Genomic DNA, 24,179 nt, shown 5'->3' with positions numbered 1-24,179 from the left:
TAGACGGGATCAATTGCCCCGTCCATGATCGCTCTACGCCTGAACAGGCTTTCCCTACAAAAACAAAGATCGGGAGTCGCCCCTTGAATAACCTCCAGAGTCCGCCGGACATCACGGTACTCGCCTGCGCCGCCGCCAAGGTCAAGCGCCACGTGCTGCCGTTGTTCGTGGTGATGTTCATCGTCAACTACATCGACCGGGTCAACATCGGTTTCGTGCGCAGTCATCTGGAAACCGATCTGGGTATCGGCGCTGCCGCCTATGGCCTTGGCGCCGGTCTGTTTTTCATCGGTTACGCTTTGTTTGAAGTGCCGTCCAACATGCTTCTGCAACGCTACGGCGCCCGCGCCTGGCTGACGCGGATCATGTTCACCTGGGGCGCGGCGGCGATGGCCATGGCGTTCGTCAAAGGCGAAACCAGTTTCTACGTGCTGCGCTTCATCCTGGGCGCTGCCGAAGCCGGGTTCTTCCCGGGGATCATTTATTACTTCACCCAATGGCTGCCGGCCTCTGAGCGCGGCAAGACCATGGCGGTATTTCTCAGCGGGTCGGCAATTGCTTCGGTGATATCCGGTCCGGTGTCCGGCGCGCTGTTGCATATCAGCGGCCTGGGCCTGCACGGCTGGCAGTGGATGTTCCTGATCGAAGGCGCTGCGTCGGTGGTGCTCTGCGGGTTTGTCTGGTTCTGGCTGCAATCCCATCCGCGCCAGGCCAAGTGGCTGACCGAAGAGGAGCGTGAAGCGCTGGTGACGGCAATCGCCGAGGAACAACGTGCCCGCGAAGCGACCCACGTTGCCAAACCATCGATGTTCAAACTGTTGGCGGACCGGCAGATCGCATTGTTCTGCTTCATCTACTTCTCCATCGCCCTGACCATCTACGGCGCCACCTTCTGGCTGCCGAGCATGATCAAGAAAATGGGCAACCTCGGCGACTTCCAGGTCGGGCTGCTCAACTCGGTGCCGTGGATCATTTCCATTGTCGCGATGTACGGCTTTGCGGCGCTGGCGGGCAAGTGGAAATTCCAGCAGGCCTGGGTCGCACTGACCCTGGTGATCGCATCGTTCGGCATGTTCATGTCCACCACCGGCGGGCCGATTTTCGCCTTCGTCGCCATCTGTTTCGCGGCCATCGGTTTCAAGGCGGCTTCGGCACTGTTCTGGCCGATTCCGCAGAGCTATCTGGATGCGCGCATCGCGGCGGCAGTCATTGCGCTGATCAACTCCATCGGCAATCTGGGCGGCTTCGTTGCGCCGACCGCGTTCGGTTTTCTGGAACAGACCACCGGCTCCATCGAGGGCGGTCTGTATGGCCTGGCCGCGACTTCGCTGGTAGCGGCAGTAGTGATTTTCTTCGCCCGCATGGCGCCCGGCGCCAAAGGCAACACCCCGGCAAAGCCTGAACCCGAAACCGCCGTTGCGCCGACGGCCAACCCGGTGGCGAGCCACTGATTCCGACTCAACAGGAGCGTCATTTTGAAAATCACTCGTGTCACCGTCACTCCGATCGCTTTCCGTGATCCGCCGCTGCTCAACGCCAGTGGCATCCACGAACCGTTCGCCCTGCGCTCGATCATCGAGATCGAGAGTGACAACGGCTACATCGGCCTCGGCGAAAGCTATGGCGATGCCCCGGCGTTGGCGATCCAGCTACAGGTGCAGTCGCAGTTGATCGGTCTCGATCCGTTTAATCTTAATCAGCTGCGTCGGATCGTTCAGACCACGGTTGCCGCCCACAAACCGGCCAGTCTGGCGGGTGCCGAACTGGCGCCCGGTTCCCACGCCAGCAAGGCCGTCAGCAATGCGTATTCGGCGTTCGAAGTGGCGTTTCTCGACTTGCAGGCCCGTTACCTGAATGTGCCGTTGGTTGATCTGCTGGGTGGGGCGGTGCGCGATGAAGTGCCGTTCAGTGCCTACCTGTTTTTCAAGTACGCCCAGCACGTCGATTCTCCGTACAAACCGGACAACTGGGGCGAGGCGCTGAACGAACAGCAAATCGTCGCCCAGGCGGCGCGGATGATCGAGGCGTACGGTTTCAAGAGCATCAAACTCAAGGCCGGCACGCTGCCGCCGGAACACGAAGTGGCGTGCATCAAGGCGCTGAAAAAGGCCTTTCCCGGTTATCCGCTGCGCATCGATCCCAACGGCAACTGGTCGCTGGAAACCTCGATCCGCATGGCCGAGTTGCTGGGTGATGATCTGCAGTATTACGAGGATCCGACCCCGGGTCTCGACGGCATGGCCGAGCTGCACAAACGCACCGGGCTACCGCTGGCCACCAACATGGTGGTCACCGATTTCGAAGAGTTCCGCCGTAGCGTCGCGTTGAACAGCGTGCAGATCGTCCTCGCCGATCACCATTACTGGGGCGGTCTGCGCGACACCCAGACTCTGGCGAAAATGTGCGATACCTTCGGCCATGGCGTGTCGATGCATTCCAACTCACACCTGGGCATCAGCCTGATGGCGATGGCGCACGTGGCTGCCGCCGTGCCGAATCTGGACTATGCCTGCGACACCCACTACCCGTGGCAGGAATCGGATGAAGAAGTGATCAAGGGCGGCAAGCTGCCGATCGTCGATGGCTGCGTGAAGATCACTCGTGCACCGGGCCTGGGGCTGGAACTGGATCACGATCAACTGGGCAAGCTGCATGACCAGTACCTGACCTGCGGCATCCGCCAGCGCGATGATGTGCGGCAGATGCAACGCTACAAACCTGACTGGAAAGCGCTGAAGCCGCGATTCTGATCGAGCAAAACCAGAGGGTGCCAAACGGCGCCCTCTGTTGTTTCAAAGCGTACGCATCAGCCAGTCACGAAACGCCTTCAGCGACGCCAGCGACTCATTGCGCGCCGGGTACACCAGGTAATAGCTGCGCCGGCTGCTGATCGGTTCACCCAGTTGCAATAGCTCGCCGTTGTGCAATTCATCTTCCACCAGAATCCTCGGCACCAGCCCGATCCCGATATTGGCGCGCACGGCCTGGATCAAGTGCGAGGTCATCTCGAAACTCGGGCCAATGCGCATGCTGCGATGGGGCAGGGCGTGATGGCTGAACCACTCGGACCAGGCCTGAGCGTTGCTGCTGACGTTGAGCAGCAGTTGCCCGGCGATGTCCTTGTCGGCCGCACGGCGTTCGGCATCGGACAGCTGCGCACTGGCGATCACCACCAGTTCTTCGGTGTGCAGGCGGTGGGCGGTCAGCCCCGGCCAATCGCCGCCGCCGACGCAAATCGCCGCGTCGATTTCGCTGGTGTCGAAGTCGATGGTTTCGATGCGTGAATGCAGGTGAACGGTCATGCCCGGGTGCGCGGTGTAGAAATCCTTCAGACGCGGCAGCAGCCATTTCGAGCCGAAGGTCGGCAGGGTCGCCAGGCGCAAACTGTGGATGCCCGAGCCAAATGCCATGGCCTGCAACGTAGCACTGCGAATCTGGCCGAGGGCTTCGGACAGTTCACGCTGATACATGCGCCCGACGTCAGTGAGAATCACCCGCCGGCCTTCGCGGCTGAACAGGCGCATGCCGAGCAGCTTTTCCAGAATCTGCACCTGCCGGCTGACCGCACTCTGGGTCAGCGACAGTTCGTGGGCGGCGCGGGTGTAGCTTTCATGGCGTGCAGCGGCTTCAAACGCCAGCAGCAACGACATTGAGGGAGTAAGGGTTCGCGGATTCATTCGTTTTAGTCATGGATTGCGGGTCGATTTTACGGTTGTCCCGACATCGCTCTGCAATGAACATAAGGCCTATGAGATGGCGGGAGCGTGACGCAATCATTCCTTGCGCACAACTGTTCACCGCCACACGGCCCGTTTTTGACCGAGATTGCCCTCCCGATGATTGCCCAGCTGTCGCCTTCCACTGCGCTGAACACCGATTACCAACAGTTTCTCAAAGCCCTTGAAACCGGCGGTTTTCGCGGCGAAATCAGTGCCGACTACGCCAGCCGCGTGGTGCTCGCCACCGACAACTCGATCTATCAGCGCTTGCCGCAAGCGGCGGTGTTCCCGCGTGATGCCGACGACGTGGCGCTGCTGGCGCGCCTGATCGCCGAACCGGCGTACCAAAAAGTAGTGATCACCCCTCGCGGCGGCGGCACCGGCACCAACGGCCAGTCGTTGACCGACGGCATCGTCGTCGACTTGTCGCGGCACATGAACCGCATCCTCGAAATCAACGTTGAACAGCGTTGGGTGCGGGTGCAGGCCGGTGTGGTGAAGGATCAACTCAACGCCGCGCTGAAATCCGCCGGGCTGTTTTTCGCCCCGGAACTGTCGACCTCTAACCGCGCCACCGTCGGCGGCATGATCAACACCGACGCCAGCGGCCAGGGCAGTTGCACCTACGGCAAGACCCGCGACCATGTGCTGGAGCTGCACATGGTTCTGCGCGGTGGCGAGCGCTTGCACGGCCGCCCGCTGGAAGAAAGCGAGCTGGCAGCGGAGTGCGCCCGCGAGGGCCGGGCCGGCGAGGTGTATCGCTGCGCGCGGCAGATCATCGATGAGCAGGGCGAGCTGATCCGGGAAACCTTTCCCGATCTCAACCGCTGCCTGACCGGCTACGACCTGGCGCACCTGCGCGAGGCCGACAACCGTTTCAACCTCAACAGCGTGCTGTGCGGTGCTGAAGGTTCGCTGGGGTTTGTGGTCGAGGCCAAACTCAACGTATTGCCGATTCCCAAGCACACGATGCTGGTGAACATTCGCTACGCCGGCTTCATGGATGCCTTGCGCGATGCCCGCGCGTTGATGGCGCTCAAACCGCTGTCGATCGAAACCGTGGACTCCAAAGTGCTGTTGCTGGCGATGCAGGACATCGTCTGGCACGGCGTCGCCGAATACTTTCCGGAACGCGCCGAACGGCCGACGCTGGGGATCAACCTGGTGGAGTTCTGCGGCGACGATCCCGAGGAACTGCAAGGTCGGGTCGAGGCCTTCGTCCAGCACTTGGGCAACGACGCCACGGTCGAGCGCCTGGGCCACACGCTGGCTGTCGGGCATGCGGCGGTGAATCGCGTCTACGGCATGCGCAAACGCGCGGTGGGTCTGCTCGGCAACGTCGCCGGTGAAGCGCGGCCGCAGCCGTTCGTTGAAGACACCGCTGTGCCGCCGCAGCACCTGGCCGAGTACATCGCCGAACTGCGCGACCTGCTCGACAGTCACCAACTGCAATACGGCATGTTTGGTCACGTCGATGCTGGAGTGCTGCACGTGCGGCCGATTCTCGACATGAAAGACCCACAGCAAGCCGCACTGGTGCGTCCCGTTTCGGACGGCGTCGCCGCACTGACCCAGCGTTACGGCGGCCTGCTGTGGGGCGAGCACGGCAAGGGCCTGCGTTCGGAATATGCGCCGGCGTTCTTCGGTGAGTTGTACCCGGCGTTGCAAGCCTTGAAGGCGGCGTTCGATCCATTCAACCAGTTCAATCCCGGCAAGATCGCTACGCCGGACATTCCCGGCGCGGCATTGCTGAAGATCGACGAAGTGACCCTGCGCGGCGAACTCGACCGACAGATCGACGAGAAAGTCTGGCAGGACTACGGCGCGGCCATGCATTGCAACGGCAACGGCGCCTGCTACAACTTCGATCCCGACGATGCGATGTGCCCGTCTTGGAAAGCCACCCGCCAGCGCGCGCAATCGCCGAAGGGCCGTGCTTCGCTGATTCGCGAATGGCTGCGGTTGCAGGGTGAGGCGGGGGTTGATGTGTTGGCCGATGGCAGCCGCCGTCCGCCGTTTTTCAGTACGTTGCTGCAGCGCTGGCGCAACAGTCGTGCGCAGGAACAGGACTTCTCCCACGAGGTGTACGACGCCATGGCTGGCTGCCTGGCGTGCAAATCCTGCGCGGGGCAGTGCCCGGTGAAAGTGAACGTGCCGGACTTCCGCTCGCGGTTTCTCGAGCTGTACCACACCCGTTATCTGCGGCCGGCGCGGGATTATCTGATCGCCTCGCTGGAGTACACGATTCCGTATATGGCGCGGATTCCGTTGCTCTACAACGGCGTGATGGGCGCCTCGTTCAGCCGGCGCTTGATCGAGCGTCTTGGCGGGATGGTCGATGTGCCGTTGCTCAGTCGTTTTGATTTCCACGCGGCGATGCGTCGCTGGCAGGTTCAGCCGGCGTCAGTCGAGGCATTATCGGCGCTGACTGCAGCCCAGCGCGAACGCAGTGTGGTGCTGGTGCAGGATGCCTTCACCCGGTATTTCGAGGCGCCATTGTTGGCGGATCTGATCGAGCTGATTTCGCGACTGGGCTATCAGGTTTATCTGGCACCGTTCAGTGCCAACGGCAAGCCGCTGCATGTGCAGGGTTTCCTGTCGGCGTTCAATCGCGCGGCGTTGCGCAATGCCGGGCAATTGCGCGCACTGGCCGAGATCGGCGTGCCGTTGGTGGGGCTCGACCCGGCCATGACCCTGGTCTACCGCCAGGAATATCTGAAAGTCCCGGGGATGGAGCAATGCCCGGAGGTGGCGCTGGTGCAGGAGTGGTTGCTCAAGGTCATGCCGGAGCAAGCCGATCAGCGCCGCGAGGAAACCTTCCGTCTGCTGGCGCACTGCACCGAAAAAACCAACGCCCCGGCCGCCACTCGGCAGTGGGAGCAGGTGTTCGAACGTGTCGGCCTGAAGCTGGCGACCCAGGCCACCGGTTGCTGTGGGATGTCCGGTACTTACGGACACGAAGCGCGCAATCGCCAGACGTCGGCAGTGATCTACGAGCAGTCCTGGGCGAAGCAGATCGAGGCGCCGGTGGAGAAGGGCGAGGCGCTGGCCACCGGGTATTCCTGCCGCAGTCAGGTCAAGCGCCAGGCCGATCGACAGTTGCGCCATCCGTTGCAGGTCGTGCTGGAAATCCTGCGCACTGCGTGATCGCTGTTTGAGAACCGCTAGCGATTGGATCGGTTTTTCATGTTATAAGGTAACGCAAATTATGTGGCCGCTTCCGGGCGGTCGCATCGATCAACCTTTCGATTGCGATACCCCCATGACGATTGCGGTTCCCCGTTCTGCCCCCTCGGCGACTGGCCGGTTGCTGTCCATTGATGCGCTGCGTGGCCTGGTGATTCTGTTCATGTTGCTGGACCACGTGCGCGAAACCTTTCTGCTGCATCGTCAGGTCACTGACCCGATGGACATCGCCAGCACGGAACCGGCGCTGTTCTTCAGCCGTACCCTGGCGCATCTGTGTGCGCCGGTGTTCGTGCTGCTGACCGGGTTGTCGGCGTGGCTGTTCGGCGAGAAGTACGACGGCAAGGCTGACGTCAGTGCCTTTTTGTTCAAGCGCGGACTGTTTCTGGTGGCGCTCGAATTCACCCTGGTGAATTTCGCCTGGACGTTCCAGCTGCCACCGACTGTGATCTACCTGCAAGTGATCTGGGCGATCGGCCTGAGCATGATCGCGTTGTCGCTGCTGGTCTGGCTGCCACGCTGGCTTTTGTTGACGCTGAGCCTGACGATCATCGCCGGGCACAACCTGCTCGACGGGCTGCACTTCGCAACCGAGTCGGCGCTGCACGTGCCGTGGGCGATTCTGCATGACCGCGGCTGGATCGAGGCGGGCGAGACCTTGCGCCTGCGCACCTCGTACCCGTTGCTGCCGTGGATCGGCGTGATCGGTCTGGGTTACGCGCTGGGGCCGTGGTTCGCTCGCGCTGCAGACGCTGGAGTGCGTCAGCGCCGTTTGTTGATCGGAGGTATCGCCGGGCTGTTGGGGTTCGTGGCACTGCGACTGGTCAACGGTTATGGCGAGAAACCGTGGTCGGTCAGTGACAACAACCTGCAAACCCTGATGAGCTTTTTCAACATCACCAAATACCCACCGTCGCTGTTGTTCATCGCGTTGACGGTGAGTGTCGGGCTGCTGCTGTTGCTGGTGTTCGAGCGCGCGCAGGATCGACGCTGGATTCGCTGGCTGACCGTATTCGGGTCGGCGCCGATGTTTTTCTATTTGCTGCACCTGTATGCGCTGAAGGTGCTGTACCTGATCGGCGTGGCGCTGTTCGGGCTTAATCAGGGCACGTATTTCGGTTTTTCATCGGTGACGGCGGTGTGGCTGGCAGCGATGCTGCTGGCGGTCGCGTTGTTCCCGGCCGTACGTTGGTTCTCGGAGTTGAAGGCCCGGCGGCGTGACATCGCCTGGTTGAAGTATCTGTAGCTAGCCCGTTTTACCGTCGCGCACGTTGCGGGCAAAGTCGATGAAAGCCTTGAGCGGCGCCGGTACATGGCGCCGGCTCGGGTAATACAGATGCAGGCCGGGATAGTACGGGCACCAGTCCGCCAACACCTGCACCAGACGCCCGGCCGCGAGGTGTTCGCTGACCATGTCTTCGAACACATAAGCCAGTCCCAGGCCTTGCAGCGCCGGGCCGACCATCAGGCTGACATCGCCCAGGGTCAGCGGGCCGTTGACTTCGATTTCCTGGTCTATACCACCCCGTTCGAATTCCCAGCGGTATATCGAACCGCTCGGGAACCGATGTCGGATGCAGGGCAGGGCCTGCAAATCTTCAGGTTTCTGTGGCGCGGGATGTCGTTCGAAAAAGCCGGGTGATCCGACCACCACTGAACGCAGATTCGGTCCGATGGGTAACGACACCATGTCAGCTTCCAGCCGGTTGCCGAAACGCACACCCGCATCGAATCCGCCGGCGACGATATCCAGCAACGCATCGCTTTCGACCACTTCCAGGCGAATGTCTGGATAAGCCTGCAAGAACTCGCTGGCAATCGGCAGCAACACCAGTTCGCAGGCTTGGCGCCCGGCAGTGATACGCAGGTTGCCGGAAGGCTTGTCGCGAAAGTGATTGAGGTCTTCGAGGGCGTCGTCGATGTCGCGAAACGCCGGTTTCAGCCGCGCGTATAACCGCTCGCCCGCTTCGGTCAGCGCCACACTGCGGGTGGTGCGATTGAACAGGCGCACGCCTAGGCGATTTTCCAGAGCCCGCAACGAATGACTCAGCGCGGACGGTGTCAGGCCCAGATCCACCGCTGCACGGCTGAAATTCAGGTGCTGGGCGATGCAGAGAAAGATCGGCAGATCCGCCGTGGACGCGGTTTTCATTTGTGAGCGCCTTTCACAAATTCATGCAATGTTGTTGGGATTATCACATCAGTAGCACGGCTTTAAAGTCGACTCAACTCATCAAGAAGGCCCCGGCAATCTCGCCAGGGTCACCGACAGGAGGAGTTGATATGCGTACCTGGCTGATTACCGGAGCTTCCCGTGGTTTTGGCATCCTTATCGCTGAGCAGGCCCTGCGTGCCGGTGACGCCGTGATTGCCACCGCCCGCAATCCGCAAGACATCACCGACCGCCTCGGCGATCACCCGAACCTGCTGGCCGTGCGGCTGAACGTCACCCGCGAAGAGGAAGCCCACCAAGCGGTGGCAGAAGGCATCAAACGCTTCGGCCGCATCGATGTGCTGGTCAACAATGCCGGCTTCGGCGTGTTGGGCGCCGTCGAAGAAACCAGCGCCAGCGAAACCGAGCGCCTGTTCGCCACCAACGTGTTCGGCCTGCTCAACGTCACCCGCGCCGTCCTGCCACACATGCGCGCCCAGCGCAGTGGACGGGTCATCAACATCTCGTCGATTGGCGGTTATCAGGCCTACGTGGGCTGGGGTGTCTACGGCTCGACCAAGTTCGCAGTGGAAGGCATCAGCGAAGCGCTGCATCAGGAACTGGCGCCGCTGGGCATTCATGCCACGGTGGTCGAACCGGGCTTCTTCCGCACCGACTTCCTCGACGAACAATCGCTGATCAAGACCGCGCTGGTGCTGCCGGACTACGACGAAACTGTGGGCAAGATGCGCACCTTTGCCGAAGCGGCCAACCATGCGCAACCGGGCGATCCGCAGAAGTTTGCCGAAGCGATGCTGGCGCTGGTCAACGCACCGAACCCGCCGCAGCGTCTGGCGCTGGGCAGCGACACGGTTGCACGAATCGAGGCGAAGAACCGCTTGGTGGCGCAGGAATTGGCCGAGTGGAAGGCGCTGGCGCTATCCACGGATTTCAAGGACTGAAACAAGATCTGTGGGAGCGGGTTTGCCCGCGAAGGCGGAGTGTCAGGCACCTTAAACGGAGACTGACTCTCCCTCTTCGCGGGCAAGCCCGCTCCCACAGGGTTTATCGGATCGACCGGATCAACGGCGATCCAGCCACACCGTCTGCGCATTGCAGAATTCGCGCACGCCGAAGTGCGACAGCTCGCGGCCGAAACCGCTTTTCTTCACGCCGCCGAAGGTCACACGCGGGTCGCTGGCGGAGTAGCCGTTGATGAACACGCCACCGGTTTCCAGTTCGCTGGTCAGTTGCTGGGCCAGGGCGACGTTGCCGGTGTAGATCGTGGCAGTCAGACCGAACTCGCTGTCGTTGGCCAGGGCCACGGCGTGCGCGCAATCGCGGGCGGTGATGATCGAGGCCACCGGGCCGAACAGTTCCTGCTTGAACGAGGTCATGCGGTCGGTGACGTCGGCCAGCACGGTTGGCTCGTAGTAGTTGCCCGGTCCTTGGGCTTTGCTGCCGCCGAGGAGCAGGGTGGCGCCTTCTTCGAGGGTGTCGCGCACTTGTTGATCGAGTTCGTCGCGCAGATCGAAACGGGCCATCGGGCCGATGTAATTATCGGCGGACAACGGATCACCCATCTTCAGCTGACGGGTGGCTTCGACGAATTTGCGGGTGAACTCTTCGACCACGCCTTCTTCGATGATCAGGCGTTTGGCGGCGGCGCAGACTTGCCCTGAGTTCTGGTAACGACCGATGACGGCTGCTTGCACAGCTTCGTCGATATCGGCGTCATTGAGCACGATGAACGGATCGGAGCCGCCCAGTTCCAGTACACATTTCTTCAGCGCGGCACCGGCCTGTGCGCCAATGGCCATGCCGGCGCGGACGCTGCCGGTCAGGGTTACGGCGGAAATGCGCGGATCAGCAATGGCGCTGGACACGCCTTCCGGGGTGACGTTGATCACTTCAAAAACGCCATCGGCGAAACCGGCGCGGGTGAAGGCATCGCGCAACAGATAGGCGCTGCCCATCACGTTCGGCGCATGCTTGAGCACGTAGGTGTTGCCGGCGATCAGCGCCGGGACGGCGCCGCGCAGCACTTGCCAGACCGGGAAGTTCCAAGGCATCACGGCGAGGATCGGCCCGAGCGGACGGTATTCGATGCGCGCCTTGCCGCCTTCGACCAGGGTCGATTCGGCTGTGAGCATGGCCGGGCCGTGTTCGGCGTACCACTCGCAGAGCTTGGCGCATTTCTCGATTTCGCCACGGGCCTGGGCGATCGGCTTGCCCATTTCGAGGGTAATCATGGTCGCCATGGCTTCGCTGCTGTCACGCAGAGCACCTGCCAGCGCGGTCAGGGCGCGGGAGCGATCCTGCAGCGGTTTGCGTTTCCATTTGTTGAAGCCGAAGGCGGCGCGGGTCAGCGCAGCGTCGAGGGCTTCGGCGGATTCGAAAGCGTAATGACCGATCTGCTCGCCGGTGGCGGGGTTGATCGAGATGGCGTGGGTCTGGCTGGAAATCGGGCTCATGGCATCGTCCTGAGAGGTCAGTGGATGCGCTCAGAGTAGGGTGGCGTTTGGTTTCTGGAAACTGAATAATAAAGAGCGTTTCTTTCACGATTGGAGAATGACTGTGGATCTGGTGCAACTGGAAATCTTCAAGGCTGTTGCCGAACACGGCAGCATCAGCGCGGCGGCGGCGCAGATCCATCGCGTGCCGTCGAACCTGACGACCCGCATCAAGCAGTTGGAGGAAGATCTGGGCGTCGATCTGTTCATTCGCGAGAAAAGCCGCTTGCGCCTGTCGCCGGCCGGCTGGAGTTTTCTCGAGTACGCGCGGCGCATTCTCGACCTGGTGCAGGAAGCCCGCGCCACAGTGGCCGGCGAGGAACCGCAAGGCGCGTTCCCGCTGGGCTCGCTGGAAAGTACGGCGGCGGTGCGGATTCCCGGTTTGCTGGCGACCTATAACCAGCAACATCCCAAGGTCGATCTCGACCTGTCGACCGGCCCTTCCGGAACGATGATCGACGGTGTGCTCTCGGGGCGTCTGGCCGCTGCGTTCGTCGACGGCCCGGTCCTGCACCCGGCGCTGGAAGGTATTCCGGCATTCGAAGAAGAAATGGTCATCATCTCGCCGCTTCAGCACGGGCCGATCCAGCGCGCGGCGGACGTGAACGGCGAGAACATCTATGCGTTCCGCTCGAACTGCTCCTATCGCCATCACTTCGAAAAATGGTTCAGCACCGACGCTGCGGTGCCCGGCAAGATTTTCGAAATGGAGTCCTATCACGGGATGCTCGCCTGCGTCAGCGCGGGCGCCGGTCTGGCCTTGATGCCGCGGAGCATGCTGCAGAGCATGCCCGGCTGCGCAACGGTGAGCGTCTGGCCGCTGGCGTCGGATTTTCGCTATCTGACGACGTGGCTGGTATGGCGACGGGGCACGGTGTCGCGCAGTCTGAGTATGTTTGTGCGTTTGCTGGAGGAGCGCGGTGTGGTGCGTGCGGATGATCCGGCGGTGTGATCCGACTGTTTGAACGCTGCGCTTCAAACGGTTGTGGCGTTTGGACTTAAGTCTTGCTGGCAAAATTCAAGGCTAAAGGCCATCATCGCTCTGATTTATTCAGTAGTGAGCCAAGGGAATGTTGCACGCCTTCAATCAAGGAAAGAGTTCTCTGTACAGACGTTACCTCGGACACCGAGAAATCGGAGAGAAACGAGTCTGCGCAGAAGATGAAATCACCGCCCTGATCATGGGGCCTCTGGATTACCTGCCTGCCGAATCCGCCGGGCTGTTCTGGCGAAGCCTGATTGAACGAGGGGGGCGTGATGTCCACCCGGCGTTCCCAGACGAGGCGGCAGACCGTGCGCAGATGCGCTTCTGGCCACGCAACGGGGTCGAGCCGGATCTGCTGGTCGAATTGGGTTGGCCGACCGGAGAACGCCGTATCCTGCTGATCGAGTTCAAATGGGACGCGCCATTGAGCGGCGATGATCAACTGCATCGGCAATGGCTCGAATTCCTCACTCCGGCCGAACGGACAGATGCGTATCACGTGTTCATCGCCCCCGATATCAGTGCCGGTCTCAACGCGCTCGGTGAGCGGGACGTCTGGAACGGTCAGCTGGTGCTTCATTCCTGGCTGGGTGTGCTCAACATCGTGCGCAGCATGCGCACCTCCGGGTTCACCGGGCTGGAGACGTGGAAATCCCAGATCACCCGATTTCTCGGCAAGTTGGGCATTTTCCGTTTTCAGGGATTCGATTCGCTTTCTCTCCCTCCGATAGTTGAAAGCACTACGGTGTTCTGGAGCCCGTTGAACGGGTTCTCCACGCTCAAGCCTTCCACAGTTCCTTCGTCGCCGCTCGGCCAACCTTTTTACTTTTGGAGTCCCGTACCATGAGCAATGCTTCCAGTATCGGCAGGGCGATCAGCGAGAACCTGCAATTCATTTCCCGGCTGGGTGCCGAGTGTGACCATTTGGCCAAGCTGATCCGGGAGGAAATCAGCGGTCTGCTACTGGCCCCGGAAGTCGCGCAGCGCTATCGGGCAGGTGGCCAATGGATCGAAAAATCTGCCAACGACGAGCACGGCTGGGTGTGCGCCGAAACAGGCTTCTCGTTGCCGGTGATTGTCAAACCCAAACGCTCGGTCTGCGGTTACATCGTGGTGCAAATCAGCCTCACGGGGGCGGGGACCGAGGCAAAGGATAATCAAGAGCCACTGATTCATGTCGGCTGGTGGGGGGCACCGATCGATTTTGAAGAGTTCCTCATGTCTTTTCCGCTTGATCTCGACAGCGAATTCGACCTGTCACTTGAGGCAGACCGGTTGTTCAAGTGGGCACATTCCCAGTACGACGACGAGTGGTGCTACAGCCTGTACCTGACCGATATCAACAGTCCGGCGGATGTCCAGGCATCCATAGTAAAACCGCTGAAAGCCCTGTTGCTGGGGCATGATGCTGGCAAGGCACTCGCCGGTACGCGAGCAGTACGGTACGAGAAGGTGGATGGGGAAGAGGGTCAATACCGGGTTCTGCCTCGTTGAAATGTTGGGGTGCCCGGACTGTCACGGGCATTCTTGTACCGCGCCATCGCCAAGGATCAGGACATGTATCGCAACCAGTATCTGAGTAGCGTCAACGACTTCATCGACTGGTTCGCCAGCAATCTCGGCCATCCGTCCCTTTTTGCTCATTCATACATCGATAGGCGTAGCAACCCCCTTGGATCCAGGAAGCTGACATTCCCGACGCTGTTTGACGCTTGTGAGCAGTACCACTGGAAACACAATGGCGCATTCGGATCACCGGCCGGTACATGCCTGCAAAGCAACGATGCCGCGCTGAACGCGCTTCGCCATGCCTTGCAGAGCGCAATCAACGCGGGAAACGACAACCAAACGCTGACGGTCAGCAGCGCGGTGATGTCATGGGGCGGCGTGAGTGCAGGGAATGTCCGTTGGTTGACCGCGAACGCCAAGGGGCTTGCGAAGACCATCGCATCGGTTTGCGCCGCATTGAATAGCGATAATCTGAGCCATCCATTACTGACCGGTTGCCAGCCGTTGCGCTTCAATGCGGGTATGACCAAGGTTTACTCACTGTTGGTCAATGATTTCATTATCTACGACAGTCGTGTCGCGGCGGCGCTGGGATGGATCGTCGTGAAGTATTGCCAGGCCAGACATTTACCGGCAGTGCCTCATGTCCTTGCATTTCCATGGGCGCCGGCAAAGGAAGCGCCAGAGGCACGCCTGCCGAAAAATCGCGACCCTGGCATGGGTAACTATCATTTTCCGCGTTTGATCTCAGGAGAACTGCATGCGATCTGGAATCTGAAGGCTGGCTGGATACTTGCCGAAGTGTTGGCTCGTGCCCCGGGCAACCTGTTCAATACCCCGAATGTTCCCGCGCTTCGTCAATTGGAGGCGGCTTTGTTCATGCTGGGCTATGACCTGCCTTTAAACGGAGATCCTCTGCGTGAGAACTCTGAACCCGCGTCATTTGTTGAAGGCGACTGGACGGAGTGCTACACGGTAGCGAAGGGCAAGCTGTTTCATTATCGGATCGAGGAGGGTGGAATTCGCCTCCAGGACGGTCGCTTTTATCCGGTGGACGTCATCAATCGAATGCTGGGGATTCTGATCCAGCAATTCGGTACAAACCCTTTTCCGTTGGCCAACAGTGCGACAAAGGTTCGTGTAAAACCGAGCACGGATGGAATTGGCGCCGCTTATTTTCAGGCTACTGATGAACGGGGAAACCCACCATCGGCCAGTGCGCTCGCTGCGGTGCTGCATGAACTCGAGGTGTTCAACTACACGCCGGTCAAACCCAATCCATGGACACTCAACTTTACTGAGCTCGAACATATCAATCTGGCAGCGCTGCTCAAGCATGAAAGCGAAAGGCATGATGACGTTGGAGAGCACATCGTATAACCCAGCGGCATTTCATCCTTTGATAAATAGGCAACCTGCGGCATCTGCTATCGCTTTGTTGTTGGATATCGAAATATACAAATATATATAGCGATAAAGCTTTGCATGACGCCATGAGGAGTGTGGGATGAGCGCCAGTTTGAGCGGGAAAGAAGCGGTAGGTGAGCGTTTTGTGCTGGAAACCATGCGCCACGCCCAGCAGTTGACCTGGAAGGCCGTAGACGAGATCGCCAAGGTGATCAAACCCGGCATGCGCGAATCTGAAGCCCATGCGCGGGGCAAGGAAATTCTCGTCGAACTGGGCATGGACCGAATCTGGCATCCGCTGCTGATTCGCTTCGGCGCCAACACGTTGAAGACCTTCAAGGAGCGTTCCGACGGCGATCCGGTGCTGGGCGAGAACGACATTTTCTTCATCGACATGGGCGTGGTCTGGGAAGGACACGAAGGCGATGCCGGGGCGACGTTCGTTACCGGTTCCGATCCTCAGATGATTGCCTGCGCAGCGGCCTCCAAAGAACTCTTCCACAAGGTCGAAGCCTTATGGCGTCAGGGCGTGACCGGTGTCGAGCTGTACCGTTACGCCACCGATCAGGCTGAGGCGATGGGTTGGAAGCTGAACCTGGACATCAAGGGCCACCGGGTCAGCGATTTTCCTCACGCGATCTATCGTGGTGGCAATCTCGGTGACTTCGATCAGGCGCCGAATGCCGGTGTGTGGATTCTGGAAATCCAGATCGAACACCCTGAGCTTGCGTACGGCGCCTTTTATGAAGACCTGCTTATTTGATTGAACAAGTGTGCCCGATTCAGCGTCTTCATCGTGCCCTCAGCGGCGGGCACGTCAGTCGTGGCGCGAGGCGTTCAAATACAAATGACCGGCATCAAGGCGTGCCGTTTCGTCCGTGCAATCGGTAAGCGGGGCGCTGGCTCAAACGTTCGTAATAAGCGCTCACCGCCGGCAGATTTGGATGTTCCAGCGGCGTCTCGAACCAGCGATTGACCGACAGGCCGATAGGGATGTCGGCGAGGGTAAACTGCTCGCCGCTGACATGGGCGCCGGTCTTTTGCAGCTGCCGGTCGAGGATCTCCATGTGCCGTGCCCACTCCCGGCAACCGGCCGCGAGAGCAACGCTGTCCTGATGCGCAGGTGACTTGCGTACCAGCGACATGAACGCGTACGACCAGGACTTGTTCAGCTCCGAAGCCTGCCAGTCGATCCATTGATCTACCCGTGCGCGGGCGCGCGGCTCGCTCGGATAAAGTTCTCCGCCGTCATAGCGCGACGCCAGATAGCGAATGATCGAGTTCGACTCCCACAGCGTGAAGTCATCGTCCTGAATCACCGGCACCATCGCGCAGGGATTGAGTGCGAGAAACTGCGGCGTCAACGTTGATTGAAAACCTGAGCCCCAGTCTTCGCGTTCGAAGGGCAGGTTCAGTTCAGCACAGGTCCACAGCACTTTGCGCACATTGATCGATGAGGCTTTGCCCAGAATTCGCAGCATTGGATTTCCATCTCCGGTTGTCGTCGGGCGTAAAGAAATAGCACAACGCAAAGCAGAAGGCCCGCACATGGCGGGCCTTGTTGGTGCATCGAGTCAATCTCAGAGACTGCCCGCCAGTTTTCCGCAAGTCAGCCGCCGACGATAAGCACTGTCACGGGTCGCCAGCCAGAAATACAGCGGCGAGGTCACCAGCAGGCCAACCAGCCACGACAGGTCCGCGCCGTTGATGTGCGCCGACACTGGCCCGACGTACAGCGGCGTGTTCATGAACGGAATCTGCACCGCGATGCCGATCGCATAGGCCAGCAGGGCCTGCGGGTTGTAACGGCCGTAGATGCCGCCGTCGACCTGGAAGATAGAGGCGATGTCGTACTGGCCTTTGTGGATGGCGTAGAAGTCGATCAGGTTGATCGCGGTCCACGGCACCAGCACGACCAACAACACCAGCACCATGTCGACGAAGTGACCGATGAAGTCCGCCGAGGCGCCGACCGCAGCGAAGCAGCAGGCCAGCAGCACGATGATCGAAATCACCGCGCGGCTCTTGGCGGTCGGGATCCAGCGGTAGGCGAAGGTCTGCACCAGGGTGATCAGCGACAGCACCGCGCCGTACAGGTTGAGCGCGTTGTGGCTGATCACGCTGAGCAGGAACAGCACCAGCATCAGCGGGCCGATGGCGCCGGTGGCGAGTTTCACCGCGTCCATGGTGTCCATGCCCACCGGAGTTGCCAGTACGGCAACGGCGCCGAACACGAACGACAGACTTGAACCCAGCGCTGATCCCAGATAGGTCGTCCAGAAGGTCGCCGCCACCGGCACATGCGCCGGCAGGTAACGCGAGTAGTCCGACACGTAAGGCGCAAACGCGATCTGCCACAGCGCTGCCAGCGACACAGTTGCCAGCCAGCCCGAGAGGTTGAAGCTGCCGCGCGTGAGGAAATCATCGGTCTGGATGTGGGTGAGGATGTAGCCGAAGCCGACCACGATGCCGATCCCCAAGACCCAGGTGCCAATACGATTAAGCACATGGATAAAGCGGTAACCGATGATGCCGATAATCCCCGAACCCAGCGCGCCGATGACGATGCCGACCGGCACCGGAACGCTGTCGACCACGCCATGCAGCGACTTGCCGGCGAGCACGATGTTGGAGGCGAAGAAACCGATGTACATGACGCCGGCAATCAACACCACCAGCAATGCGCCGAGGGAGCCGAATTGTGCGCGGCTCTGGATCATCTGCGGAATGCCCATCTGCGGACCTTGTGCCGAGTGCAGCGCCATCAGCACACCGCCGACCAGATGGCCAACCAGAATGGCGACGATGCCCCACACCAGATTCAGGTTAAACAGTTGCACGCCCAAGGCGCCAGTGACGATGGGCAACGGCGCGATGTTGCCGCCGAACCAGAGGGTGAACAGATCCCGAACCTTTCCGTGGCGATCTTCGGGCGGCACGTAGCCGATCGTGTGTTTTTCAATGAGCGGTGCGGACGTTGATGCAGGGGTGGCCATGACGAACTCCAAGGCAAGGACGAGTACGTGGACGTACTTCAGTGAGCGCCGGCACGGACGGCGCATTTCTTGTTGGGGTTGATCATGGGCAAGGAAAGGGCAGAGATAAATTAGTAGTTTTGTTGCTTCAGGCGTTAAAAAAACGAGGCTCTCCGGTCAGTTGAAAGCGCTCTGTTTCGGGCGTTTTGGCGCCATGAACGACAACGCAGCTGACCTCCATTCGGAGCAGCTGTCTGTCGGTCAGCCGGCGGCTTGGCTGCGGATTTCAATCCAGCAGCCAGGCGTTTTTTCAAAGACGAATCGACACTAGCATCCGTTGCAGCATCGCATCGCAGGCCGTGAGCTGATCGACGCTGACGAACTCATCCGGCTTGTGGCCCTGATCCATGCTGCCGGGCCCGCACACCACCGTGGGAATCCCCACCGCGTCGAACAGTCCGCCTTCGGTTCCAAACGCAACAGTGCCGAAATCGTCCGAGCCACAGAACGTGGCGATCAATTGCGCAGCCTGGCTTCGGGCATCGGTGGCCAGCCCCGGATACGCCGACAGTTCGCTGAACCGGATATCGCTCTGCTCGCTGACGGCCCGCATGCGCGGCAGCATTTGCTGCTCGGCGTAGGCCTTGAGTTGCTGCGCAACGACCGCCGGATCCTGCGAGGGCAGGGCGCGGATTTCGAAGTCGAATCGGCAATCGGCGGGAACGATGTTCAGCGCCTTGCCGCCGTTGATCACACCGGTTTGCACCGTGGAGTACGGCGGGTCGAAACGCGGATCGACGTGTTCGTCCTTGAGCTGCCGGCCGATACGTCCGAGCTCGCCGATCAGCTCGGCGGCGCATTCGATGGCGTTCACTCCGAGCGGCGCGTAAGCCGAGTGACAGGCGTGACCCTGGACATCGCAGCGCATGGCCAGTTTGCCCTTGTGCCCGAGCACCGGTTTGAGTTCGGTCGGCTCGCCGATGATGCACAGCAGCGGTTTGACCGGACGCTGCTCCAGCACCTTGAGCAGCGAACGCACGCCGAGACAGCCGACCTCTTCGTCATAGGACAAAGCAATGTGCACCGGCATACGCAGCGGTGCCTCGATCAGCGACGGCACCAACGCGAGCACGCAGGCGATGTAGCCCTTCATGTCCGCCGTGCCGCGACCGTAAAGCTTGCCGTCGCGCTCGCTGAGTGCGAACGGCGGCAGCGTCCACCGCTGGCCATCGACCGGCACCACATCGGTGTGTCCCGACAGCACGATGCCCGGTTGATCGGCCGGGCCGATCGTGGCGAACAGGTTGGCCTTGCTGCGCTCATCGTTGTAGATCAGCTCGCACGGCACATCGAAACTTTCGAGGTAGTTGCGCACGAACTCGATCAATTGCAGGTTGGACTCGCGGCTGGTGGTGTCGAACCCCACCAGCGTCTTGAGCAACGTGACGCTGTCGCTCATCGGTCGTCTCCGGCAACTCCATAACCCGGCGCCTTGGCCGGATCGAGGGCGCGGTCGATGTAGTCCTGAAGCTGCGGGCGATAGGCGTCCCAGAGCTTCTGCAATTGACCGATCGGGTCTTCATCGGCCCAGTCCACCCGAAGGTTGACGATGGGCCAGGTCAGTTCACCGACCACGACCACGGCTGCCGAATGTACCGGACCTGCTTCACCGCCCAAGGCCTGGGCGGCGTGCAGGGCCTTGATCAGGCGATCGGCCAATTGGCCTTCGCCGTCCTCGAACGCGCTGATCATGGCTTCGATCACCGAGCGCCCGGCGAGCATGTTGCCGGCCGCCACGCATTGTTCGCCGGACACGGCGTTGTGCACGCCCAGAGTCTGCGCGCCGCTGAAATGCGCGGTCTGGCCGAGGTGATTGATCGCCGTGATCTGCCGGTACTGACTGTAGCCGTTGCAGGTCAGCACCTTGTCCAGTGCAGCCTCGGGTGCCAGGCCTTGCTCCATCAAAGCGAGCACTTCCGGACCGAGCGACGGCAGGGTGATGTTCTGGCTCGACACCGCGCCGACCCCCGGCAACAGCCACGGGCAGCGGGCGCCGACGGCGATGCTGGAGGAGCTGATGGCGATGCCGAACTGACCGGTTTCGGGGCAACGGGCGGCGATGGAAAATGTCATGTGTGGCCTCCTTTCGCTAAGGTCGAATTACTCGGGAATCACCGCAACCACATCAATTTCCATCAGCCATTGCGGCTGGCCCAGTGCCGACACCACCAGTCCGGTGGAGATCGGAAAAACCCCCTTCAGCCATTTGCCGACTTCCTGATACACCGGCTCGCGGTAGCGCGGGTCGATCAGGTAAGTGGTGGTCTTGACGATGTGGCTGAGGTCGCTGCCGGCCTCTTCGAGCAGTTGCTTGACGTTGCGCATGGCCTGTTCGGTCTGCGCGCGCGGGTCGCCGAGGCCGACCAGTTCACCGTCGAAATTGGTGCCGACCTGACCACGGACATACACGGTGTTGCCGGCGCGCACGGCCTGGCACAGGTCGTTGTCCAGGGTCTGGTTCGGGTAGGTGTCCTTGGTGTTGAACATGCGGATGCGGGTGTGGGTTGGCTGACTCATGTGCGGCTCCTGACGAAATCGGGCCCGGCGCGATGGGCGCCGGGATTGAAGAGGGAAATCAAGCGTCGACGGTGTCGACAGCCTGGTTGTGCAGCGCGGCTTCGCGTTGTTCGGCATCGCGATAGGCCAGGTATTTGCGCTGGGTGGCGATGTGATCGGCCACGTGCTTGGCGTCGTGCCACACGCCCCATATGAACGAAGAACCGCGTCGCGACTGCCACGGCAGACCGAGGAAATACACACCCGCTTCGCTGGACACACCGCGCTGGTGCTGCGGCTTGCCGTTGTCATCGAACGCGGCGACTTTCAGCCAGGAATAGTCCACGGCAAAACCGGTGGCCCAGATGATCGAGGTGATGCCGGCGGCAGCCAGATCGAGATCGGCCAGCGGGTTTTTCACGCACTCAGGGTCCGGATAAGTTTCGCGGGCTTCCGGTTCCAGCGGCAGATCGAGGCCGTTGCGTTCGATGTAGGCGTCGGCAGCATCCAGCAGTGCGAGGTAGTTCTCGTCGCCGCGCTTGAGGTTGTCGCGCAGGTCCTGTTTGAAGGTCACCACACCGTCGCTGAACGACTCGGTGACGCCGACCAGGGTCATGCCGCGATGGGCCAGGCCACGGAAATCGATGGTGCGGCCACCGTGGGCACCGCTGACGGCGATGGTCACGTGCTCGCGGCCGGGTTTCATCGCGGCTTGATCCCACTCGCCGAGCACGCCCAGCCACCAGCAGAAATCACGGTTTCGGTAAGCGCGGGGAGGGCGGTCGTGGGCGCCGACCGAGAGGTAAACCTGCTTGCCCGAGCGCTGCAATTCATCGGCGATCTGTACGCCCGACGAACCGGCACCGACCACCAGCACTGCGCCGGCCGGCAGTTGCTGCGGGTTGCGATAGTCGGCCGAGTGGATCTGCAGCAGGCGCTCATCTTTCGGCGCAATCGCCGGGATCACCGGACGCTGGAAAGGGCCGGTGGCGGCGACGACGCGGGCCGCTTCGATCACGCCCTCGGAGGTCTCGACGGTGAAGCCCGGACGCCCGACATTGCGCACCACGTTTTTCACATCGACACCGGTGCGGATCGGCGCGTTGAATTTCTTCGCATAGGCTTCGAAGTAATCGGCAACGCGCTCCTTGTGGGCAAAACCATCCGGATCGACATCATCGAATTCCATCCCCGGAAACCGGTCGTGCCACGCCGGACCATTGGCCACCAGCGAGTCCCAGCGCCCGGTGCGCCAGCGCTCGGCGATGCGGCTGCGCTCCAGCACCAGGTGCGGCACGCCGAGTTTGCTCAGGTGTTCACTCATGGCCACACCCGCTTGACCGGCGCCGACAACAAGCGTGTCTGTTTTTATTATTTCAGTGGTCATCTCTGATCCCTTCTCACGAGGCCGTTGGGTTCAGGTCGCTGCCGACCTGTTCTCTGTGCTTGGGATCAGACTAGGGAGGGGGTGGTTATCGGTAAAATATTATTAAGCTGGCATGTGAAGATAAAAACGTGATGCAGAGGCCTGAAAGCCCCGTAAATAAAGGGAATCGCCCTGGCCCCGAAATCCGGGACACAGAAAAAAAGGGCCGCCGACAGGGTTGTCGGCGGCCCTTTTCAAGGCGTGATCAGATCACACTGACTCAGCGATCGAGAAACGCCAGCAGGTCTTCATTCAATTGCTGCGCATGGGTCACGGCGAAGCCGTGGGGCGCGCCTGCGTAGACTTTCAGTTCAGCGCCCTTGATTTGCGTGGCAGCACGTTTGCCGGTGGTTTCGAACGGAACGATCTGATCGCCGTCGCCGTGAATCACCAAGGTCGGCACATCGATTTTCGCCATGTCCGGGCGGAAGTCGGTTTCCGAGAAGGCGGTGACGCAATCCACGGTGCCTTTGAGTGAAGCGAGCAGGGCGATGTTCAGGGTTTGGGTCAGCACGCCGTCGGAGACTTTCTGACCCTGATTGGTGCCGTAGAACGGAGCGTTGAAGTCTGCGATGAACTGCGCGCGATCCTTCAGCAGACCAGCCTTGATCCCGTCGAACACCGACTTGTCGACGCCCTCGGCAAAGTCCGGCTTCTTGCCGAACAACGGGGTTACTGCGCCCAGCAACACCAGCCCGGCGACACGCTCGCTGCCGTGGCGCGCGATGTAGCGGCTGACATCGCCGCCGCCCATGGAGAAGCCGACCAGGGTCACGTCACGCAGATCCAGGTGTTCGATCAGTTGCGCGATGTCATCGGCGAAGGTGTCGTAGTCGTAGCCGGTCCACGGCTGCTCGGAGCGGCCGAAACCACGACGGTCAAAGGCGATGGTGCGATAGCCGCGGCTGCTCAGGTATTCCATCTGGTATTCCCACATGTCGCCATCCAGCGGCCAGCCGTGGCTGAACAGAACGGGCTTGCCGCTGCCCCAGTCCTTGAAGTAGATCTCGGTACCGTCTTGGGTCTTGAACGTGCTCATGAAAACTCCTTGTGTCGGGACGTGCGTTGGTGCCGGGATGGCGTTGCTGACTATCGCGGCAAAGTGTCTGGCCTACTTGTACGCAGGTGCTAAGTTTCACCAGCCAATCAGCGTAGACGCTCGCGGGCGCCAGAGTTGTAAGATGCAACCACGATTTGATGACCGTTTTGCTGGAGAGCGCTGAATGAAACGCAAAAGCCTTGCAGGCAATGCCTGCCCGATCGCCCGGACACTCGACCTGATCGGTGACTGGTGGTCGCTGCTGATCATCCGCGACGCGCTGGAAGGCATCTGTCGTTTCAGCGATTTCGAGAAGAGCCTGGAAATCGCCAAGAACATGTTGAGCATGCGGCTCAAAGGGCTGGTGGAGCGGGGTATCCTGCGCCTGGTGCCAGCATCCGATGGCAGCGCCTACAAGGAGTACGTGCTGACGGAAAAGGGCCGGGCGCTGCAAACCGTGATCGTTGCGTTGTCGCAGTGGGGTGGGGAGTTCATGTTCGAGCCGGGCGAGGCGGGGTCGGTGATGGTGGATGCGCAGAAGCGTCAACCGATCAGGAAGCTGGAACTGTTGTCGGCCGATGGTCGGGTGCTGGCGCCGGGTGAAGTGGCGACAAAACTTGCGGTTGAACACTGAGGGAATGTGATTCGAATCTGTTCGACCATTCACTGATGCCATTCGTCGGTAACGCTGCATCGGTGAAACCATAAATTG

21 protein-coding genes are annotated in these 24,179 nt (G+C 60.8%); 11 read left to right on the top strand and 10 right to left on the bottom strand.

The window, feature by feature from the left end; genetic code table 11:
- Window positions 1–83 precede the first annotated feature (83 nt).
- Both QLG12_RS11625 and QLG12_RS11620 read left to right on the top strand, forming a co-directional pair.
- The gene (locus tag QLG12_RS11625) at window positions 84–1,451 is read left to right on the top strand and encodes an MFS transporter (RefSeq protein WP_197867725.1); all 1,368 of its coding nucleotides are present in this window, start codon (window positions 84–86) and stop codon (window positions 1,449–1,451) included.
- Window positions 1,452–1,475: 24 nt separating this feature from the next.
- The gene (locus QLG12_RS11620) at window positions 1,476–2,750 is read left to right on the top strand and encodes a glucarate dehydratase family protein (protein ID WP_282474542.1); all 1,275 of its coding nucleotides are present in this window, start codon (window positions 1,476–1,478) and stop codon (window positions 2,748–2,750) included.
- A 42-nt stretch (window positions 2,751–2,792) separates the two neighbouring features.
- Here the strand turns inward: QLG12_RS11620 and QLG12_RS11615 are convergent, their stop codons facing one another.
- Window positions 2,793–3,677, bottom strand: coding sequence for a LysR substrate-binding domain-containing protein (locus tag QLG12_RS11615; protein ID WP_282474541.1), 885 nt, complete (start codon window positions 3,675–3,677; stop codon window positions 2,793–2,795).
- A 159-nt stretch (window positions 3,678–3,836) separates the two neighbouring features.
- On the opposite strand from QLG12_RS11615, the gene QLG12_RS11610 reads away from it, so the two are divergent.
- Both QLG12_RS11610 and QLG12_RS11605 read left to right on the top strand, forming a co-directional pair.
- Complete coding sequence (locus tag QLG12_RS11610) at window positions 3,837–6,866, top strand: FAD-binding and (Fe-S)-binding domain-containing protein (protein ID WP_282474540.1); 3,030 nt, start codon at window positions 3,837–3,839, stop codon at window positions 6,864–6,866.
- A gap of 115 nt (window positions 6,867–6,981) precedes the next feature.
- Window positions 6,982–8,151 carry a DUF1624 domain-containing protein gene (locus QLG12_RS11605; protein WP_197867727.1) on the top strand — a complete coding sequence of 390 codons (1,170 nt, stop codon included), beginning with the start codon at window positions 6,982–6,984 and terminating at the stop codon, window positions 8,149–8,151.
- Here the strand turns inward: QLG12_RS11605 and QLG12_RS11600 are convergent, their stop codons facing one another.
- Window positions 8,152–9,057 carry a LysR family transcriptional regulator gene (locus QLG12_RS11600; protein WP_197867728.1) on the bottom strand — a complete coding sequence of 302 codons (906 nt, stop codon included), beginning with the start codon at window positions 9,055–9,057 and terminating at the stop codon, window positions 8,152–8,154. It abuts the gene before it with no gap.
- A gap of 131 nt (window positions 9,058–9,188) precedes the next feature.
- On the opposite strand from QLG12_RS11600, the gene QLG12_RS11595 reads away from it, so the two are divergent.
- Window positions 9,189–10,019: an oxidoreductase gene (locus tag QLG12_RS11595; protein WP_282474539.1), complete on the top strand. Its 831-nt coding sequence runs from the start codon at window positions 9,189–9,191 to the stop codon at window positions 10,017–10,019.
- A gap of 120 nt (window positions 10,020–10,139) precedes the next feature.
- On the opposite strand, the gene QLG12_RS11590 is transcribed toward QLG12_RS11595, so the two are convergent.
- Window positions 10,140–11,531 (bottom strand): aldehyde dehydrogenase family protein, encoded by a 1,392-nt coding sequence (locus QLG12_RS11590; protein ID WP_282474538.1) that lies wholly within the window; start codon window positions 11,529–11,531, stop codon window positions 10,140–10,142.
- 103 nt (window positions 11,532–11,634) lie between these two features.
- Here QLG12_RS11590 and QLG12_RS11585 point away from each other — a divergent pair, with 103 nt between their 5' ends.
- From QLG12_RS11585 to QLG12_RS11565, 5 genes are all read left to right on the top strand, one after another.
- Window positions 11,635–12,522 carry a LysR family transcriptional regulator gene (locus QLG12_RS11585; protein ID WP_197867765.1) on the top strand — a complete coding sequence of 296 codons (888 nt, stop codon included), beginning with the start codon at window positions 11,635–11,637 and terminating at the stop codon, window positions 12,520–12,522.
- Window positions 12,523–12,640: 118 nt separating this feature from the next.
- Window positions 12,641–13,402: a hypothetical protein gene (locus QLG12_RS11580; RefSeq protein WP_282474537.1), complete on the top strand. Its 762-nt coding sequence runs from the start codon at window positions 12,641–12,643 to the stop codon at window positions 13,400–13,402.
- Window positions 13,399–14,049, top strand: a complete 651-nt coding sequence (locus QLG12_RS11575) for a hypothetical protein (RefSeq protein WP_282474536.1) — start codon at window positions 13,399–13,401, stop codon at window positions 14,047–14,049. Before QLG12_RS11580 ends, QLG12_RS11575 begins: the two co-directional genes overlap by 4 nt.
- A 63-nt stretch (window positions 14,050–14,112) precedes the next feature.
- Window positions 14,113–15,444, top strand: a complete 1,332-nt coding sequence (locus tag QLG12_RS11570) for a hypothetical protein (RefSeq protein WP_197867733.1) — start codon at window positions 14,113–14,115, stop codon at window positions 15,442–15,444.
- Window positions 15,445–15,571: 127 nt separating this feature from the next.
- Complete coding sequence (locus QLG12_RS11565; protein WP_282474535.1) at window positions 15,572–16,234, top strand: M24 family metallopeptidase; 663 nt, start codon at window positions 15,572–15,574, stop codon at window positions 16,232–16,234.
- 94 nt (window positions 16,235–16,328) lie between these two features.
- Here QLG12_RS11565 and QLG12_RS11560 read toward each other — a convergent pair whose 3' ends face one another.
- The 7 genes from QLG12_RS11560 to QLG12_RS11530 all read right to left on the bottom strand — a co-directional run bounded on the left by QLG12_RS11560 (window position 16,329) and on the right by QLG12_RS11530 (window position 23,467).
- Window positions 16,329–16,952 carry a glutathione S-transferase gene (locus QLG12_RS11560; RefSeq protein WP_282474534.1) on the bottom strand — a complete coding sequence of 208 codons (624 nt, stop codon included), beginning with the start codon at window positions 16,950–16,952 and terminating at the stop codon, window positions 16,329–16,331.
- A gap of 99 nt (window positions 16,953–17,051) precedes the next feature.
- On the bottom strand, window positions 17,052–18,467 hold the full coding sequence (locus tag QLG12_RS11555) for a cytosine permease (protein WP_282474533.1): 1,416 nt from the start codon (window positions 18,465–18,467) through the stop codon (window positions 17,052–17,054).
- A gap of 289 nt (window positions 18,468–18,756) precedes the next feature.
- On the bottom strand, window positions 18,757–19,905 hold the full coding sequence (gene argE / locus QLG12_RS11550; RefSeq protein WP_282474532.1) for an acetylornithine deacetylase: 1,149 nt from the start codon (window positions 19,903–19,905) through the stop codon (window positions 18,757–18,759).
- The gene (locus QLG12_RS11545; RefSeq protein WP_236195233.1) at window positions 19,902–20,579 is read right to left on the bottom strand and encodes a DUF1028 domain-containing protein; all 678 of its coding nucleotides are present in this window, start codon (window positions 20,577–20,579) and stop codon (window positions 19,902–19,904) included. Before QLG12_RS11545 ends, argE begins: the two co-directional genes overlap by 4 nt.
- Window positions 20,580–20,606: 27 nt before the next feature.
- Complete coding sequence (locus QLG12_RS11540; protein ID WP_007950460.1) at window positions 20,607–21,023, bottom strand: RidA family protein; 417 nt, start codon at window positions 21,021–21,023, stop codon at window positions 20,607–20,609.
- Between the two features lie 58 nt (window positions 21,024–21,081).
- Window positions 21,082–22,389 carry an NAD(P)/FAD-dependent oxidoreductase gene (locus QLG12_RS11535; RefSeq protein ID WP_282474531.1) on the bottom strand — a complete coding sequence of 436 codons (1,308 nt, stop codon included), beginning with the start codon at window positions 22,387–22,389 and terminating at the stop codon, window positions 21,082–21,084.
- Between the two features lie 259 nt (window positions 22,390–22,648).
- Window positions 22,649–23,467 (bottom strand): alpha/beta hydrolase, encoded by an 819-nt coding sequence (locus QLG12_RS11530; RefSeq protein WP_282474530.1) that lies wholly within the window; start codon window positions 23,465–23,467, stop codon window positions 22,649–22,651.
- 184 nt (window positions 23,468–23,651) lie between these two features.
- Here QLG12_RS11530 and QLG12_RS11525 point away from each other — a divergent pair, with 184 nt between their 5' ends.
- On the top strand, window positions 23,652–24,101 hold the full coding sequence (locus QLG12_RS11525; protein ID WP_197867741.1) for a helix-turn-helix domain-containing protein: 450 nt from the start codon (window positions 23,652–23,654) through the stop codon (window positions 24,099–24,101).
- Window positions 24,102–24,179: the final 78 nt, after the last annotated feature.

This window comes from Pseudomonas sp. V88_4 (assembly GCF_029967985.1).
Taxonomy (GTDB): Bacteria; Pseudomonadota; Gammaproteobacteria; order Pseudomonadales; family Pseudomonadaceae; genus Aquipseudomonas; species Aquipseudomonas glycinae.
Note: the sequence above shows the minus strand (reverse complement) of the source record. Positions and strands in the feature narration are given on the sequence as shown.